Annotated in this window: 23 protein-coding genes; 1 reads left to right on the plus strand and 22 read right to left on the minus strand. The window is 45.7% G+C overall.

Features of this window, described 5'->3' with window-relative positions; translation table 11 throughout:
- Positions 1-47: 47 nt before the first annotated feature.
- The 22 genes from ACFQZE_RS05590 to rpiA form a co-directional block, all read right to left on the minus strand.
- Positions 48-932: a hypothetical protein gene (locus ACFQZE_RS05590; RefSeq protein WP_379354505.1), complete on the minus strand. Its 885-nt coding sequence runs from the start codon at positions 930-932 to the stop codon at positions 48-50.
- A gap of 33 nt (positions 933-965) precedes the next feature.
- Positions 966-1907, minus strand: coding sequence for a helix-turn-helix transcriptional regulator (locus tag ACFQZE_RS05595; protein WP_379354507.1), 942 nt, complete (start codon positions 1905-1907; stop codon positions 966-968).
- An 85-nt stretch (positions 1908-1992) separates the two neighbouring features.
- Positions 1993-2961 (minus strand): NAD(P)H-quinone oxidoreductase, encoded by a 969-nt coding sequence (locus ACFQZE_RS05600; RefSeq protein WP_379354509.1) that lies wholly within the window; start codon positions 2959-2961, stop codon positions 1993-1995.
- Positions 2962-3032: 71 nt separating this feature from the next.
- Positions 3033-3752 carry a YebC/PmpR family DNA-binding transcriptional regulator gene (locus tag ACFQZE_RS05605; RefSeq protein WP_379354511.1) on the minus strand — a complete coding sequence of 240 codons (720 nt, stop codon included), beginning with the start codon at positions 3750-3752 and terminating at the stop codon, positions 3033-3035.
- Positions 3753-3851: 99 nt separating this feature from the next.
- Entirely contained in the window at positions 3852-4520 is a 669-nt protein-coding gene (locus ACFQZE_RS05610) for a DNA alkylation repair protein (protein ID WP_379354513.1), read from the minus strand.
- Between the two features lie 22 nt (positions 4521-4542).
- Complete coding sequence (locus ACFQZE_RS05615; protein ID WP_379354515.1) at positions 4543-5040, minus strand: GNAT family N-acetyltransferase; 498 nt, start codon at positions 5038-5040, stop codon at positions 4543-4545.
- Positions 5041-5068: 28 nt separating this feature from the next.
- Positions 5069-5560: a hypothetical protein gene (locus ACFQZE_RS05620; protein WP_379354517.1), complete on the minus strand. Its 492-nt coding sequence runs from the start codon at positions 5558-5560 to the stop codon at positions 5069-5071.
- A 109-nt stretch (positions 5561-5669) separates the two neighbouring features.
- Complete coding sequence (locus tag ACFQZE_RS05625; protein ID WP_379354519.1) at positions 5670-6911, minus strand: serine hydrolase domain-containing protein; 1242 nt, start codon at positions 6909-6911, stop codon at positions 5670-5672.
- Between the two features lie 10 nt (positions 6912-6921).
- The gene (locus ACFQZE_RS05630; RefSeq protein ID WP_379354521.1) at positions 6922-8424 is read right to left on the minus strand and encodes a methyl-accepting chemotaxis protein; all 1503 of its coding nucleotides are present in this window, start codon (positions 8422-8424) and stop codon (positions 6922-6924) included.
- A 121-nt stretch (positions 8425-8545) separates the two neighbouring features.
- Positions 8546-8836, minus strand: a complete 291-nt coding sequence (locus ACFQZE_RS05635; protein ID WP_379354523.1) for an antibiotic biosynthesis monooxygenase family protein — start codon at positions 8834-8836, stop codon at positions 8546-8548.
- Between the two features lie 47 nt (positions 8837-8883).
- On the minus strand, positions 8884-9474 hold the full coding sequence (locus ACFQZE_RS05640) for an AAA family ATPase (protein ID WP_379354525.1): 591 nt from the start codon (positions 9472-9474) through the stop codon (positions 8884-8886).
- Positions 9458-9991, minus strand: a complete 534-nt coding sequence (locus ACFQZE_RS05645; RefSeq protein WP_379354528.1) for a GNAT family N-acetyltransferase — start codon at positions 9989-9991, stop codon at positions 9458-9460. Before ACFQZE_RS05645 ends, ACFQZE_RS05640 begins: the two co-directional genes overlap by 17 nt.
- Before the next feature lie 26 nt (positions 9992-10017).
- Complete coding sequence (locus tag ACFQZE_RS05650) at positions 10018-10218, minus strand: DUF4177 domain-containing protein (protein WP_379354530.1); 201 nt, start codon at positions 10216-10218, stop codon at positions 10018-10020.
- Positions 10219-10257: 39 nt separating this feature from the next.
- Complete coding sequence (locus ACFQZE_RS05655) at positions 10258-10722, minus strand: GNAT family N-acetyltransferase (protein ID WP_379354532.1); 465 nt, start codon at positions 10720-10722, stop codon at positions 10258-10260.
- Positions 10706-11197: a GNAT family N-acetyltransferase gene (locus ACFQZE_RS05660; protein ID WP_379354534.1), complete on the minus strand. Its 492-nt coding sequence runs from the start codon at positions 11195-11197 to the stop codon at positions 10706-10708. Before ACFQZE_RS05660 ends, ACFQZE_RS05655 begins: the two co-directional genes overlap by 17 nt.
- 21 nt (positions 11198-11218) lie before the next feature.
- Positions 11219-11749, minus strand: a complete 531-nt coding sequence (locus tag ACFQZE_RS05665) for a YfiT family bacillithiol transferase (RefSeq protein WP_379354536.1) — start codon at positions 11747-11749, stop codon at positions 11219-11221.
- Between the two features lie 231 nt (positions 11750-11980).
- Positions 11981-13021, minus strand: a complete 1041-nt coding sequence (gene gap, locus ACFQZE_RS05670) for a type I glyceraldehyde-3-phosphate dehydrogenase (RefSeq protein ID WP_379355526.1) — start codon at positions 13019-13021, stop codon at positions 11981-11983.
- A gap of 211 nt (positions 13022-13232) precedes the next feature.
- Positions 13233-13628 carry a GNAT family N-acetyltransferase gene (locus tag ACFQZE_RS05675; protein ID WP_379354538.1) on the minus strand — a complete coding sequence of 132 codons (396 nt, stop codon included), beginning with the start codon at positions 13626-13628 and terminating at the stop codon, positions 13233-13235.
- A gap of 22 nt (positions 13629-13650) precedes the next feature.
- Positions 13651-14289, minus strand: a complete 639-nt coding sequence (locus ACFQZE_RS05680; RefSeq protein WP_379354540.1) for an HAD-IA family hydrolase — start codon at positions 14287-14289, stop codon at positions 13651-13653.
- Positions 14289-14762, minus strand: a complete 474-nt coding sequence (locus ACFQZE_RS05685) for a GNAT family N-acetyltransferase (protein ID WP_379354542.1) — start codon at positions 14760-14762, stop codon at positions 14289-14291. Before ACFQZE_RS05685 ends, ACFQZE_RS05680 begins: the two co-directional genes overlap by 1 nt.
- On the minus strand, positions 14749-15519 hold the full coding sequence (locus tag ACFQZE_RS05690; RefSeq protein ID WP_379354544.1) for an SDR family NAD(P)-dependent oxidoreductase: 771 nt from the start codon (positions 15517-15519) through the stop codon (positions 14749-14751). Before ACFQZE_RS05690 ends, ACFQZE_RS05685 begins: the two co-directional genes overlap by 14 nt.
- Positions 15520-15567: 48 nt before the next feature.
- Complete coding sequence (gene rpiA / locus ACFQZE_RS05695; RefSeq protein ID WP_379354546.1) at positions 15568-16233, minus strand: ribose-5-phosphate isomerase RpiA; 666 nt, start codon at positions 16231-16233, stop codon at positions 15568-15570.
- Between the two features lie 177 nt (positions 16234-16410).
- Between rpiA and ACFQZE_RS05700 the strand changes: the two genes are divergently transcribed.
- Complete coding sequence (locus tag ACFQZE_RS05700; protein ID WP_379354548.1) at positions 16411-16692, plus strand: hypothetical protein; 282 nt, start codon at positions 16411-16413, stop codon at positions 16690-16692.
- The last annotated feature ends 45 nt before the right edge of the window (positions 16693-16737 follow it).

Genomic DNA, 16737 nt, shown 5'->3' on the forward strand with positions numbered 1-16737 from the left:
CGGAAAATGAAGGAATATGCTAAAGATTTGCATCAATTTGTTGTAAACTACATTTTACCGAACGCCTTCAGCGTTTTCAGCCGTTCCACGGTTACCGCTCCCCGCCATTCCAGCTCGCCAAGCCGGCTCACAGCCGGGAAACTAATCGGCCAGCCTCCATCTTCCTGCTGCTGTAAAACCAGTTCATCCAAATGGGCATTCAGCTCTTCTGGCGCAACAAACTTGATCGCGTAGCTGCCCTCGTCCGTTATCCAATCCAGCACTTTATGAACATATCCTTCCGCATGCGGGTTGCGTTCGATCACGCCTGGTGATGCGAGCCATTCATCCAGTTTCCCCTTTAGTTCAGTTGTATGCTCCGTCTCCGGCGCAAACTGCAAAAAGTGTATCCATTGAATGCCATCGTGATATCCGTTCAGCTCGCTCTCTAACATAGCCTTCCACATAAACTTCATCGATTTGGAAAACCATTCTTCTTCAGACAACTCCGCTAAATAGCCGTTTTTCAGCAATAATCCCAATATGTTTCCGGTCGGATTAATCGAAGGCGCTCCATCATCCTCTGTCTTCCACCAAGGAGCATGCGGATATTCCATCAAGCTGCGAAAAGCAAACGGAAAACCGCCGTCCGGCAAAGTGATCGATTTTAAATAAGATAAAATGCCTGACATCAAGTGGGGATCGAATCGGCCTGTCTCATCCATCACATGCAAAGCCATTTCCGTCGGTACAGGCTGACTTTGCGGGCATCGAATGTCCGGCTCGAATGCATGCCCAATGCCGCCATCCTTGTTTTGATAAGAGCCCAGCGCAGACCATACATCCTCCGCTTTTCCTCCCTCAAATAAATAAGCAAACCTTTTTCGGTCAATGAGCCGAGCATTTTCGTAAATGAAGGTACGCGCGCGCTCAAACCTTTCCTTTGACTCCATTCCATCACCCTCCAACCTTATTTGTGGAGCAGACTAGCTCTTTGCATAACGATCTTTCAGCTTCTCTCCCATGGCGTACAGCTCATCTCTAAGCGACTGCGGTTCTAACACAAGAGCTTCCATTCCAAGCGAATAAAAAAAGGAGACGGTCCATTTCCACTCGCTTGCCGGGCATAAAAATCGAAGCTCCCATTCCGTATCGTCCAGTTGGGATACAAGATGACCGAAATGAAAATCCTGCTCGGCGAGCAGCGCTCCCCGGTAGGTCAATTTGGCTACGATGCTGATTCTATCCTCTGAGCTTACTCTGCCAGACGAATGCTCACCCGGCGGTACCGAAATCTCGTGTTCGGGCTCCACAGCAAGCTCCAATTCCCGAATGCGGTCGACTCGAAAGCTGCGGTCCTCGCCATGTTCCGCTGAAAAAGCTTCGCAATACCAAAAGCCATGCGCCGTATACACTCTATGCGGCTTTAGCCTAAGCCAACGTTGTTGCCGCTCCGAACGGTACAAGACGCGCAGCCAAGCTGAAGAAGCGGCAGACTGGATCAGCTTCTCGAGAAATGGCGACTTTTGCAGCCGATCGGGAATTTCGATTTCCAGATGTGTGAGCAGCGGCTCCACCTTTGCCAGCACTCCCTTCGGAAGCGCGGCCCTTATTTTGTCGGCGGCGGTCCAGCGAGCTTGCTGAAATGGCGAATCCGAAAGCTTGGTCAGCGCGTTTAGCGCAAAAAGTACGGTAAGCGCTTCTTCGGCATCCAGTTGCAGAGGAGGAAGCGTATAGCCTTCCATTAGTCGGTAGCCGCCCGCAGGGCCGGACAACGCATAAATAGGAATGCCCATTTCGGCAAGCGACTGCATGTCGCGAAGAATCGTTCGCCTCGATACTTCCAGCTTCTCCGCCAACGATTGCGCCGTCTCCGCTCTTTGCTGGAGCGCCATAACAATGGCCATTTGCCGATCCGATCGTTTCAAGCGAGAAGTCCTCCTTTAGGTCAAGCTCAGTATATCAGCCTATTAGTGACAGCTTGCATGTCACCAATAAGGCTGTGGGTTGGAGTTAATCTAAGGTCAAGACGATTTTTCCAATATTAAGGTTCTCCTCCATTTTGCGATGCGCCCCTTCGCCCTCGCTCCAATGCCAAATGGAATCGATGACGGGATGAAGTTTGCCTGACATAAATTTTGGCAATTGTTCAGCGGCAAACGACGCGGTCAGTTTTTCTTTGCGCTCTTGCGGCAAATTGCGCAGTGCTGTTCCGATAATTTGCAGCCGCTTGGACAACAAGTGGCCTAAATGAAGCCCCTCCGCTTTTCCGCCGCCCAGCAAACCCGCGACGATTAATTTGCCGTCCACCGCAAGCGCCGCGATGTTCTGCTCCCAATAAGCCGCCCCAATAACATCAAAAACGAGTTGGACGCCTTGGCCGCATGTTGCGTCAAGCACCTCCGGCAGAAACGGCCCCTTTCGGTAATCCAGCACCAAATCGGCGCCTAGTTGAAGACAAGCCGCTCTTTTTTTCTCTGTGCCAGCCGTCGCTACGACGAAACAGCCCGCATCTTTTGCCAATTGGATAGCCGCCGTCCCTACTCCGCTTGCTCCAGCGTGAATCAACACACGGTGCCCAGCTTCCAATCCACCGAGACAAAACAAATTTAAATAGGCCGTCAAAAAAACTTCCGGAATGGCCGCCGCTTCCGCAAAGGATAGCCCTTCCGGAATGGCCATCGCCATGCCTGCCGGAAGTCTGACCCGCTCCGCATAACCTCCGCCTGGCAGTAAAGCCATGACGCGGTCGCCCGGTTTCCACGGGCCGCTCCCTTCCTCGACAATGCCCGCCATTTCAAGGCCGAGCAAAGGAGAAGCTCCGGGCGGCGGCGGATATAGCCCGCGCTTTTGAAGCAAATCGGCACGGTTCAGCGCAGTCGCCTTTACGCGTACCACAAGGTCGCCGAATGCCGAACTTGGCTCCTCGGTTTCGCCGATATAAAGAGTTTTCGACTGCGATTGCTGCAATATGGCCTTCATCCCTCCAGCCTCCTCCTATACAAAAAGCCGCGGCTTCTACAGTCGCGGCTTTTTGTTTTCATTTGTATGCGTTACTCCGGCAGCTCTACATTATGGTAAACCTGCTGAACATCCTCTAAATCTTCCAATGCGTCGATCAGCTTCTCAAATTGAGCAACGCTGTCGCCAGACAGCTCAACATCGTTTTGAGCCAGCATCGTCAGCTCGGCCACTGTAAATTCAGTAATGCCCGCTCCTTTGAACGCTTCTTGCACGGCATGGAATTGATCCGGTTCCGCGTATACGATAACCGACTCGTCCTCTTCCACAATATCGCGCACACCCACGTCGGCTTCCAGCATAATCTCCATCACCTCGTCAAGAGATTTGCCAGTAAGACCGAAAACGGCCGTTGCGTCAAACATGTATGCGACAGAGCCGCTTACGCCCATGCTGCCACCAGCTTTATTAAACGCCGAACGAACGGCGGGAGCCGTACGGTTTACATTGTTGGTCAACGTATCGACGATCACCATCGCGCCGTTAGGACCAAATCCCTCATAACGAAGCTCTTGATAGTTTTCATCTCCGCTGCCTTTTGCCTTGTCGATGGCGCGATCAATGATCGCTTTAGGCACATTGTATGTTTTGGCACGCTCCAAAACAACTTTTAGCGCGCGGTTCGATTCCGGGTCCGGCTCGCCCTTCTTCGCCGCTACATAAATTTCAACGCCAAATTTGGCGTATATACGACTTGTATTGGCGTCCTTGGACGCTTTCTTTTCTTTAATATTGTTCCATTTACGACCCATGCTGCTCCCACTTTCTTCTTTTTACTTTCCTCACTCATTATAACCGAAACAAAAGCCTTTTGGACAGGCCAAACCCGTGACGTTTCATTCCTAATTGCTTTATTCTGATACCTTTTGTTTCAGATGTTTGAGCGCCTCTCTCCGGCTAAGCGGCTTCAGCGGATTAGCTTCAACAAACGCTATTACCGATTGCGGATTCACTTTTGCATATTCACGCAGCGCCCATCCAATCGCTTTTTGATGAAAAAACTGCTTGGAATCCATATGCCTCGCAATCGTGCTGTACAGAAGGGACTCGTCCGTTTCTTTTTTATAATGCAGCTGAAAAAGAATGGCTGTCCGATTCAACCACATATTGTCGGATTCGTTCCATCGCTTGACATATTCGTCGCGTGCTTGTTCGTCACTGCGGAAAATGGCTCCCACTGGGTGTGCCGCTAAGGCATCTACAGTATCCCACCATGATTTAGTCGTAATAAGCCGCTCAAGCAGCGGCAAATCATCGGCTGTCAGCGATTTTTTCACCTGACCAAGGCAGAGCCAATCGGTCGCCACATGCTGGAACTCCCTCTCCGGCAGCTCCCATAAAGTAGATACCCATTCTTTTTGAAAGGGGTGTTCCTTCACAAACTCTTTTGTCAATTGTCTGCGTATTGGCGCCTTTATTCCTAAATGAACAAAATGGTTTTTCATGTAGGCGTCCATTTTTTTCGCATTCTGTTCGTTGCCGTTTTGCCGGAATGTCTCCACTAAAGCTTGAAAAGGCATAAAGCACCTCGATTTCGATTAATCATCCATTCACTTTGACACCATTTCGGAGAACAACGGAAAGCTCGATTTGGCGATCCGGCACGTTCCAATAGAGACGCAACAGCCGTTCTTTCTCTTCCGCCGAGACAAGCTCGAATCCATGCTTCTCATAAAATCTGATCGCCCAGCTTGCCGAAGCCCACGTCCCGATTAGAATCGGTTTGTCAGTCGCCTGCGCCAAATGGGATAGCAGCTTTCCGCCTATGCCCCGGTTTCTTATTTTCGTTTTAACATAAGCATGCCGGATTAAGCAAACTTCTCCTTTATCCTGCAAACCCATCACGCCGATCAATTCACCGGACTCATCGCTACATCCCCAAAATTCAACCCCGTCCCTTATTTCCGACTCCAGTTCCTTCATCGGCATATAGGGCTCGTGATACCGATCGCTTGGAATAATTCCTTTATAAGCGACGGCTGCATCGTTAATAATTTCGCAAATAGTTTCAAGCTCGCTTGCTTCGCATACTCGAATCATGAATGGACCTACCTTTCTATCCCCGTCATCAACGGAACAATAACTGAAAGAGCAGAGGAGCGCATAACACTGATGTGATATATAAAATAATCGGACTGGCGACGAACAATGCTGCCGTACTAAGCCGTGCCGGTTTAAGCAAAATCATATTGGCTGCAAACCAGGCGCATGCATAAAGGAGCAGCCCATATTGTTGGTCAGCGATAAGCTCCGCCGAACGCAATCCGTACATATAATACAAATTGGCATGCGAAGGAAGGCTGGTGTAGAACAAAATAACCTTTAATGGGATGCCTATCGCGATATTAATCGAGAAATAAAGCAAAATTCTCCAGCTGTGCAAACGTATGTACCTTTGCGTCACTCGGTTTCTTATAATCTCCAAAAAGAGAGCGACTACAATGGAGTATAAGCCATACAGAAAAAAAGGTAACGGCCGCGTCAGGAAGTCTGTTTCTATCAACACAACCGTCATCACAAACCAAAGCAAATAAGGGATCCAGCTCCAAATAAACTTCATACTTTTACTTTCTCCGCTTCCATTCCAAAATAGATTCCGTTTTCTTGTCCTTTGGCGGAAGGAACCTGTGGCTCCTCCCACCTCATTCCATCATAACTAGCCATCATGGCTAGCTCTTTTTGGCAATGGCTCGAAAGGCTTCCACCACTTCCGCGTCGTTCATTATAATGGCAGGGTCTGACGAAAACTTCACAATGACGATATCTTCTTCCTCATTTATATAAATGTACTGTCCGTAAATTCCAATAGCTACAAATTCTTCGCCGTAATCGGCTCCATTTGGAATCCACCACTGATAACCGTAGCCAAAATACGGATCGGCATTGCCCGGATACAATTCCGGACGGCCAGGAGTAACCGATTGTTCAATCCATTCCTCTGAAACTAGTTGCTTCCCCTTGTACTCTCCACCGTCCAGCATCAATTGTCCAAATTTCAAATAGTCTCTCGGTTTGGCATTCAGCATCGCAAAAGAGATTTCATTGCCTCTTAAATCTGTATTCCAGAAAGCATCCGCCGACATTTCCGACGGTTTCCAAATTTTTTGTTCTATGTATTTGGAAGCATTCATTCCTGTTGCGCCTTTAATAATCATACCAATCACTTGTGTATCAATCGACTTATATTTGTGAATCCCCGCCGGAGCTTCGTTTGGCAATGCAGCTGTAAATTCATCCACACTTCCGTTATCCAACACCATATAAGGGATCAGAAAATTAATATCGGAGTTTAAGTCGGTATAATCCTCATTAAATTTGACTCCGGAGGACATTTCCAAAACCTGCTTAATCGTAACCCCGTTATAGCCGGAGGACTCTAGCGATGGAACGTATTTCGTCACCAAATCGTTTAGGCTTGAAATGCTGCCCTCTTCCACTGCCACGCCTAAAGCGACGGACAGGAACGATTTGGCAATTGACCATGAAGTAATCGTAGAACACGCGTTATATCCGTTAAAATATTGCTCCGCGACGATCTTGCCTTTTTTGGAAACGATAAAGGCGTTGGTGTTCGTCCGGTCAAGCAAGCTTGAAACGGCAGCTGTCGTTCCGTTAAATGTATACCGAGTGTTTAGCAGCCCTTTATTCAGCTTGACCTTTGGCTGAGGCGAATGATTGCCAGACTTAATAATATGATAAGGCATAATGGCATCCATCGCTTTAAAGTGCTCATTGGCGAGCCCAGGATCAAAGACGGTGAACAAGCTTTCAGGATTTTGTATGGTGCTGAAGGGCTTGTTGCAGGCCGGAGGATGATGATTTTCCTTACCCGCCTGAACCGGAGAATCTCCTAGCACAGCAAGACTTGCAACCAGCAGCAAACTCGTGGTGGATAACAACATTTTTTTCATCGGGTTCCTCCTAAGATGACGTCAAAGTTCTCGCAGATTCAGCTACACTTGCAATTCCAGCAGCTACTTGCTTGTTTTGCTCCGATAACATTTCTACGGTGGACAATACTTCCTCTACAGTTGCCGTATTAAGTTCCACCGTATCCAGGAACGATTTTAAAGATTCACTAGTCTGGTCAACCTTGCCATTTATTACGTCTACAGATTGATTCATTTCCGTAAGCATAAGTCTGAGCTCCCCGACAAATGATCGAACGGAATCAAAAGACTCTGTAGTCGTGATCACTAAGTGCAAAACCTCTTTTACTTTTCCATAATTCTCGTCCAACGATTTGCTTGTTCTTAAAGAGTTTTGAGAAATATAGGCGACGCTCTCCACAATAGATTTGGATAGAGTATCGGTCTCATAAGCCAGTTTTCTAACCTCTTCCGCCACGATTGCAAATCCCCTGCCCGCTTGTCCGGCTCTAGCGGCTTCAATACTAGCATTAATAGCCAATACATTCGTAGATTTTGCAATCGATTGGATTTCCAAATTGCCCTTTGACAACTTACCTAAATCGCTTTGCAGTGTGGCTACATCATGGCTTAACATTTGAAAACTTTCGCCAAGTCCCCCCATATTGTCGCCCATCACATCAATAAGCCCTTTGCCCCTGCTGCTCTCCTCCTGAGTAATTCCCATATGCGAGTCTAGACGGTCCAAATAGGCTTTGAGGTTCTTTAAATGAGCCCGTCCATCCATCATGGACTCATTGACCACATTGATCGATTGCGATTGTTCATTTGCGGCAGTGCCGAGCTCTCTGAAGGCAACTGTCATGTCTTCGAAGGATTGACTATGTATTTGACTAATTTCATCAATCTTATTGGAGTTGCTGCTAATATGTTCGACACCATAAGAAATCTTTCGATTTTTTTGTTCCAAATCAACGGATAGTTCCTCTGTTCTCATATATACGGCAAAAGAATTTTTAGTAAATAATTTGTCGCTAAAAACTAAAAAAAACAACATGACGCCGACCACTAAATAATACAGAGCCAAATTTATGAAAATGCCAGTCATGTCATAAGACAGCGCTTGTTTTGAATTGGATACGTCCATCACGTCCTGCTCATTGAGCAACAGATGGAAAGCAAGCGCCGTACCCAAAACAAAGGAATAAACATAAACCTTTATATCTTTATAAAAGGCTCCAAAAGCTAAAATGAGATACGCGATATTAAAGTTAGAAAAATCAGGTAAAACAATCGTCATGCTTAGCATCACAAGCGCGGCGAAAGTGACAATGACCCATCTTAATAAACGATCGCTTTTTTTAGCGACAAACCAAAAAATAATGCCCGCACATCCAAAAATCTCTAAACCTATGTTAAGAAGCACAGATGAGTTTATTTCCACTCCGCTATAAGAAAATAGAGTTAAAAACAATATAACGGTTAACCCCGTAATTAACAGCTTGTTTCTAAATCTTAAATCCTTCTCAATAATGACATTTAAATCAGTAACCACTCGCAGAGCTCCCCTTAATTATATTTTAATAATCCTTTTTTATCCATAAATTATTTAATATATAATCCATAAAATGTTCAGGTGTAAGTGCTCTATGATGTTTTGTCTCCCATTTCAGGCCTTACATGACGACTTCATAATGCTCAACGAGTGGAAATGGATCATAAAAGTGATGCAGCAGCGCCTTCCATTCCAAGTATTCCGGGGATTGCCTAAAGCCTTCCGTATGGTCCTCCAACGTTTCCCACTCCACGTGCAATAAATAGCGGTGATCGTTTTCTAAACAACGCTTAAGCTCATGCTTGATATACCCCTTCATACTAGAAATAAGAGCGGACGCCCTTTTAAAATTGGCCTCAAATTGTGTCGTCATTCCCGCTTTTATATTTAAAACGGCAACTTCCAATATCATACGTATACGGCCTCCTAAAAGTTATGCACTTGTATAAACGAATCTAGCTAAAAGCGGATTTGCTTCAGTTGAGTCCAGAGTCTATCTATCAATTTGCGGGCTTCGCTTCTTTTATCCGGCAAAAGCTCCAATCCAGCATGTCCCGCAATGTGTTCAACAACTTGGTCAATCGATAGATGGTCCGTATTGATATGAAGTCTGAATACCTCTTTGGACAGCCCTTCCATACAGCGGTCGATTTGTTTGGCCGCCCATGATTCCGGTCCATCAAACCGTTTCTTTAAGCGGCCCAGCAATACTTCCTTGGATGCGCAAAGCGCATAATGATTGACCTCAATGCCCGCTCTGCGCAATTCCCCTACAATTTCGTCAAAAAACAATGGATCGACGACGGTCATTGGCACAATGATTGGTCCTTCCGCCCCCTCGGCAATCATTTTTAGAATAGAAAAATTGCATGACCTCCAAGCTTGAAGCTGCTGAAAGTCATCGCCTATCATCGTCCTCGGTATATGTTTTCTCAAAAAAAACCCTACATTTTCGGGATCGTATACAAAGGAGTTTGGCAATCGTCTATGAAGCTCATAAGCGGTCCCCGTTTTGCCTGAACCAAACGCTCCATTAATCCAAATGATCATCCTGTTTTCCTCTCACCCAATACACCATATGCTCTTCGTCGTAAGCGACTCCGCGATGCTTCAGCGCTTCCCGTTCCAATCCAAATGGTTCAAAACCTAAAGATAGATAGAGACTGCGCGCATCCACATTGGAAGTGACGACGGATAATTGAATTTGCTCCAGACCCTCCATGGGAAAGGAGCGATTTATCATTTCCTGGAGCAATAACCGGGCGATGCCCTGTTTTCGGTGGGAGGGCGTCACATACATGCCCCATACAAAGCTTTTATGTCTCTCTTTTGTGTTTGTTTTTCGTAAGAAACCGCCCATTCCAACAAGTTGGTCATGTTCAGCAAAGGCTCCCAGCACATACTGGTTTTCATTCGACGTTAGCCTGCTTTGAATGGTCTCCTGAGATGCGGCGGCCGCATCCTCGTATGTGCTGCCAAAAGCTTCCGGATTCGACTTCAAAGCTTCCAGGCGCAAATTCCAAAACGGCTCCGTCTCATGAGTCAAAATCGTTCTTATTGTAATCATCGGGTCGATTCCTCCTGTGCTGTCTATTATGTGGTTGTCGAATCACCATTAACGGGTCTTTCAAAAATGATTTCATAATAGGTAGGCTTACCATGGCCATTATATTCCGTAGGCAAAACTTGAACTAACCGCCATCCTTCCTTGGCGTATTGCTCAATCGTTTCTCGATGCGTAGCCTCGGTAAAAAATCCTCCCAAAGAGGTGTCGACAAAAATGTATTCATACATCGCTTCATCCCTCCTGTTCATTTACAAACCCAAATCCCCTTAAAAAATATCGAGCCTTAGCCGGATCATATCGCGGCAAGCGATTCCATCCTCGATTATTTCCTCCTCATAATGACGGACAAAAAAATCATGGTCGATGCTTGCTATCCGAAATCCGCATTTTTGATACAAGCGGAGCTGCTGAATGCTCGAATTTCCTGTACCGATTTCTATAGATCGCGCTCCAAGCTGTTTAGCCGTTTCAATGGCTTTCAGAACAAGCTCTTTGCCAAACCCTCTCCCCTGAAAGCTTTCCTCCACGGAAATATTGACAATTTCTATCGTTTTGGGATGTGTGTGGAGTAAAACAAATTGACCCACCCGTTCTTTTTCCAAAAAAGCCAAATAACATTGTCCTCGCCGGATATAGTCCTCGACCATCGACTTGGACGGGTCCGCCAGCTCTAGTAATCCATAAGGAATTTCATCTACTTCTGCATTCAGCCTTTTATATTGCAGCGTCATCCTCATTGCTCCTCTTCGTTGCTCGCTTCTTTTGTAAAAATACTAAAGACAGCTGTTCATTAATTTGTTTTTCATAAAATGGTAAATACCCTAATTTATTATACAAGCTTAAATTGCGAATGCTTTTGCTGCCTGTAAATAATTCAAAACGTTCCGCCGCTTCAAATTGTTGCTCCGCATATGTCATTAGCGCTGTTCCGAAGCCTTGATTTTGATAGCTTGGGTCCACGATCAGCTTGCCGATAGCAACAGTCCCTTCCTTCATTTGCGCGCGGACTGACCCTACAAGCTTTCCGTCTAGCTCAACCTTATAGAAGTGCCACTGCAAAAACTCTTCTTCTATTTGGTCCAACGTTTGCGTCAAAGGCTGTATCGTAAAATCAGAATAGATTTCCGCTTCGCTCCGGTAAGCAAGATGCTGCAAGTTCAAAATCTGTTCCAAGTCGGCAGCCTCCGCCTTCACAATGGTGGGCATTTTTCTTGCTCCTTTCATGTTTTATAAGCTGTAGCGCTCCTTGACTGATACGATATGAGCCAAATGATGCCGATGATGCCAAATAAACCGTTGCAGGGCAATATCCAGCGTAATGCTTCCTAAAGCCGAAGTAACCAGCGTTTTGCTAAATTGCTCAGGCTGCAAGCTGGCAAGCAGAACATAAAACCGTTTGTGAAGCGCCTCCAGCAACGAAATAGATAACTGGAGAGGCACATCGCTATAATCGGCAAGCTCCGCCCATAACTCCTCGCGATAAGAAGCGGCAATGGGATTCTGTTCCGTTAATGCCCGCTTGAACCGAAGATAAGCATTCATATCGTTATCCGCCAGATGATGGACGATCTGATGAATAGTCCATCCTCCATCGCGATAAGATTTTTGCCAATCGTCAGGGTGAAACGAATAAACGGCTTCTTTTAAATGTACGACTAGTTCGGAAATCTGATCAATATCATCTTGCCGCTCCTGCAAGGTCGGCTGAAAGTTGGCTTGAAACGATCCTATCGGATATTTTTCGGAATCGGTAACCATTCGGAAGACCCTCGCTTACTAACGATCTGACATCAACTTAATGATATTCGATGACAATCAGATAGAATTTCATATTTTGGTAAAATTATATCATTCCTACATAGATTCTGAAAATAAAAAATGCACCCCTGTCCGTCTAAAACGAACTAATCCGGTTCGCTTAGACAAAAGTAGGGTGCAGTTATTGTTTTCTTTTGAAAACAACTATATTTCTATTATTATTAATCGTCTCTAACCAGCAAACACCGTTTCTTTAACCGCTTGCAGACCAGCTGCGCCTATCCGATTCGCAAGATCCATCACTCGGCAAGAATAGGCCCATTCATTATCGTACCAAGCCAGCACTTTCACTTGATCGCCGCTTGCCATGATGGAGAGGCCATCGATAACAGCTGAATGCGAATTTCCAATATAATCGGACGAAACAAGAGGCGCGTCGACAACTTCCATGTAGCAACTGAGACGTGCCTCAGCCGCAGCCGTAAAAGCTTGCTTGACTTCATCCACGTTTGGCGTTCTCATCAGTTGCGCAGTCAGATCAACAAGCGAAACATTAGGTGTCGGCACCCTTAACGAAATCCCTTGTACAACCGGAGCAAGATGAGGAAGTACATCGACAAGCGCTTTCCCAACGCCTGTAGAGGTAGGAACTATCGATTGCCCGCACGCTCTGGCTCTGCGCAAATCTTTATGCGGATTATCCATATGATTCTGGTCGCTCGTATAAGAATGAACCGTCGTCATCCAGCCTTGCTTAACGCCAAACTCTTGATCCAAAACGGATAGCACGGGAGCGACGCAGTTGGTCGTACAAGAAGCAGCAGAAACAATATTATGCTGGGCCGGATTGTAAAGATGATCGTTGACGCCCATCACAACCGTCAGGTCGACGTCCTTGCCAGGAGCAGTAAGAATTACTTTGTCCGCACCAGCCGCCAAATGTTTGGAAGCGCCTTCGCGATGATTGAACTTGCCGGTTGCATCTATAGCCAACTTTACGCCTAGCTGTTTCCATGGGAGAAGCGCAGGATCTCTCTCCATCAAATAATGGATTCGATGTCCGTTAATGACCAACTTGCCGTCTTGAACGGATACATCCGCGTCCCATGTTCCATGTACGGTGTCATATTTTAATAAATGAGCAATCGTGTCGACGGGATACGTAGAATTAACCGCTAGTACCCGATAGCCGTTTCTATTGTCCGAAAAAGCTCTGCGTATAAGCAGTCTGCCGATTCTTCCTGTTCCGCTAATACCGATTCCGATTTCCATCATAATGACCCCGCCTTTTAGAATTTAATTAGTGTGTATTATATAAATAAATATGACACATAAATAAAATATGTGCAACATATAAATATTAAATAATACTCATATAAAAGCATTTGTGTATCACATCGTTTGCACAGCGAGCCAAGCAAGCAATAAAAAAAGCACAACATTTGTTGTGCTTCTTAGCTAATTTAATCGTTCCTTTGTGGAACTATTTCTTCCGTCTAATGACAAAAGCTTGCTCCGCCCGTTCAAATCCGATTCGAGGATAATAGTCGACAGCTCCAGGTGCGGACAGCAGCACAAGCGAACATTGCTCCCCAATGATGGCCTGCACTCTACGAACAAGCTCCCTCCCTATTCCATGCTTCTGGTAAGCTTGATCGACCGCAAGATCGGATAAATAACAGCAATACGAATAATCGGTTATCGCCCGCGCTACCCCAACCATCCTTCCTTCATGCCATGCCGAAATCAAAATATCCGAATGGTCGATCATCGTTTGAATCCGCTCCACATCATCCACCGGCCGCTTTATCGTGGAACGGCGAAATACTTCCGCAACATCTTTAGCTTGCTGGAGCTTGTCCTCACTGTAATTAATCATATAAGCAATCCTTTCCATATCGCTAAATGTTCGATAAAATATCAAGCGGCCGATGGATTAAACAATCGGGCTTTTCTCCTTTTAAAAGGTCCTCGTGATCAAGCCCCCAAGCGACCGCAATGATTTTGACGCCCATTTTTCTGCACGCCTCGATATCTCGCACTTCATCTCCCAAATAAACCATATCCCGGCTTGATACCCTATGCTTCCTCATATATTGCTTGATCGTTTGATGTTTGCCAAACAGCCCATTAGACTCTATAACATGGTCAAACAGGTTCACTTCGTTTTGTTCTAAAAATAATCGAATATTCGTTTCCGCATTTGAGCTGATAATGGATAAGACATACCCACGCGCTTTCAGCTCCAGCAGCACATCCAGCATCCCATCGTAAAAAACGATTCCTCCCAGATGCTGGCGGTACTGCACTTTAAATTGTTTAGTTAGTTTCCTGAACAGCAAAAAACGATGCAGTTGAACCCCCAGCACTTTCAGCCTTTCCCGAATCGGAAGCCGGATGAAGACGGGATAATCGTCCCGATTTATTTTCTGAAACCGATAGAGGTCTGCAAGATCATTATAGGAAAGTACAATAGCTTCAATCGAATCGACTAATGTGCCGTCAAAATCAAATACAATATGTTTGTTTTCTGCCATCATCAACCAGGTTCACCGCTTTCACAGATTGGAGTGAATTGAATAGCCATTTTTTTGTGGCGAATGCTGTGTCTTAAAAAAGGCTCGATCTCCAGCCATTCCTCCGTTAGCGGATAAAATCCGATAGACTGCCAAAATTCGATAGCCGTGTTTCTGGAATACAGCTCAACGGAACAAAAACCTTCTCCCTCCGCAAATTGCCTGACTTGTTCCCAAAGCCTTTTGCCAACTCCACGGCTTCGATACTTTTTGTCGGTAATGGCATGATGCAGCTCCGCTCCGTCTCCTTCAACCGTTAAAACCATTACCGCGATAATTTCTTGATCTAGGGAGCAGACAAAATAATGCTCGGCACCATACTCTTCCTGCCTCAATTGACGAACGGCAGAGGGATGAATCGGTTTAAACAATTGCGTATACAAGAGCCGCTTCGCTTTGGCAATATGCCCATCATTATCCGTTCTAAAAAACTCCAAGTCCGGCATCCCCCTCGGCGAACCGCTCAACATGAAGAAGCTCCCCCGGCTGCTGCTTGAGATCAATTATATGAAGCAGTTGTTTGGCAACCTGTTGGACAGACTGCAGTTGTCCCGTTTCATGGGCTTGTTTAAACCATCCGGCCAGCTCAAAGCCGCTTTTCCCTCTTGCAGTCAGCTGCATATCCGTTTCCACCATTCCGGGATCTACAGCAATGACTTCGACCGGATATGGACGTCCGGCTTGCTCTAACCCGACACACTGCGTAAACATGTTTATTCCGGCTTTAGCCGTGCAATACACGCTCATACCAGGCGCCGCATACTTAGCTGAACCCGACGAAATGGAAACGACCTTTCTTCTTATGCCTGCTGCCGATTGCTCTGTAAACTTGATAAAGCTCGAAGTTAAAGCGATTGGAGCGTTTAAGCTGATTTGCAAGCTTTGATTTATTTCTTCTTCCTTCGCATTTTCAATTGCCCCTAGCGGCTCTACCATCGCTGCATTGTTAATTAAAGCTATCATTTCCGTTTCTGCAAAATCAATTTGGCCAATAATGCCTTTAAGCATCTCTTCTATTCCTTGACTTTTGCTTAAATCGAATGAAATGGAGATGTATCTGTCGTATGTGCTCAGCAAAGCCGATTGACCTCTTGCAATACCATACACAAAGCAGCCTCTTTCCAAAAGCATAACCGCCAACTGCTCGCCGATTCCCCGCGACGTTCCCGTTATCATGTAATAGTTATTTGGCATTAGATCCTCCTTGGCTGCAACTGATCGCTTTCTTCTATACTTGTTTAGTTATAAAAAGATAACGGTACCGTCTTCTTTCCCTACAACAACCGTATCCGTCATGCCCACAAACAGTCCCGTCTCCACGATTCCAGGTATCGTTTTTAACCGACTTGCCAGATCGCCTGGATTCGTAATGGGTCCGCCTGCACAGTCCAAAATATAGTTTCCGTTATCCGTAAGGAAAGGAAGTCCCTCTACCTTTCGGACAGCAGCTTCAAAACTGAGACGTTTAACAGCCAGCAAAGTGAGTTCAATGGCAAACGGTACCGTTTCAATCGGCAGCGGGAAATGTCCGAGCACTGGCACCACCTTCGATTCATCGACAATGACGATCCATTTCCGGCTGTGTGCCGCCAATATTTTTTCCCGAAGCAGCGCCCCGCCGCCACCTTTTATCGCATTAAAATGGCCATCGATTTCATCAGCCCCATCAATCGTAACGTCGATCGTTTCAACTTTCGAAAAGGGCACTATTGGAATGCCAAGCTGCACCGCCAAACGTTCGGAACTCGCCGAACTGGCTACCGCACTAATCTGGAGCCCTTCCTCAGCGATACGCTCTGCAATCCGATGTATGGCATAGGTGGAGGTCGAGCCTGTTCCTAATCCTACGACCATGCCGTTTTTAATAAATTCAACCGCTTTTTCCGCTGCCGCCTTCTTTGCGTTCAATTCCATCACCTGTCTTGTTTGATTGTTATGCTTATTTTCTTTAATTGCTGTTCTTCTATGTAGTGGAATTATAACCCATATGAATGAAGCATGCACTTTTTATAAAAAGCTTATGTTAAACTGATGTTGCCGCATTGTTATGGTAAGTACGAACGCCAAACTCAGGCGTCATAAAGAATGGAGTCAGCATTTGAAATGTTGAAAAAAGTCATACGAAAAACCGTTTTCATTTATACTATTTTTGGTACCATTCTCGGAATTGGACTGCTGATTGCTTCTTTCTTTACGGATAAAGTCGTTGTTCAAAACGGTGATGAGATTGTTGCTAGCGGCATTAAAGCAGGTTTGATAACCGCTCCAGTCTGCATTTTGACTTCTTCGTTAATGGGACTTATACACGGCATAATTTTGTGGTTTCCAATCGTTTATTTGTTTAAGAAACTATCCAAGAAAAAGTAGAGTTTTAACATTATCTATAAAAAGAAAAGCCGCATTAGGCGGCTA

Origin of the sequence: Paenibacillus sp. GCM10027627 (assembly GCF_042675505.1) — a bacterium.
GTDB lineage: Bacteria > Bacillota > Bacilli > Paenibacillales > Paenibacillaceae > Pristimantibacillus.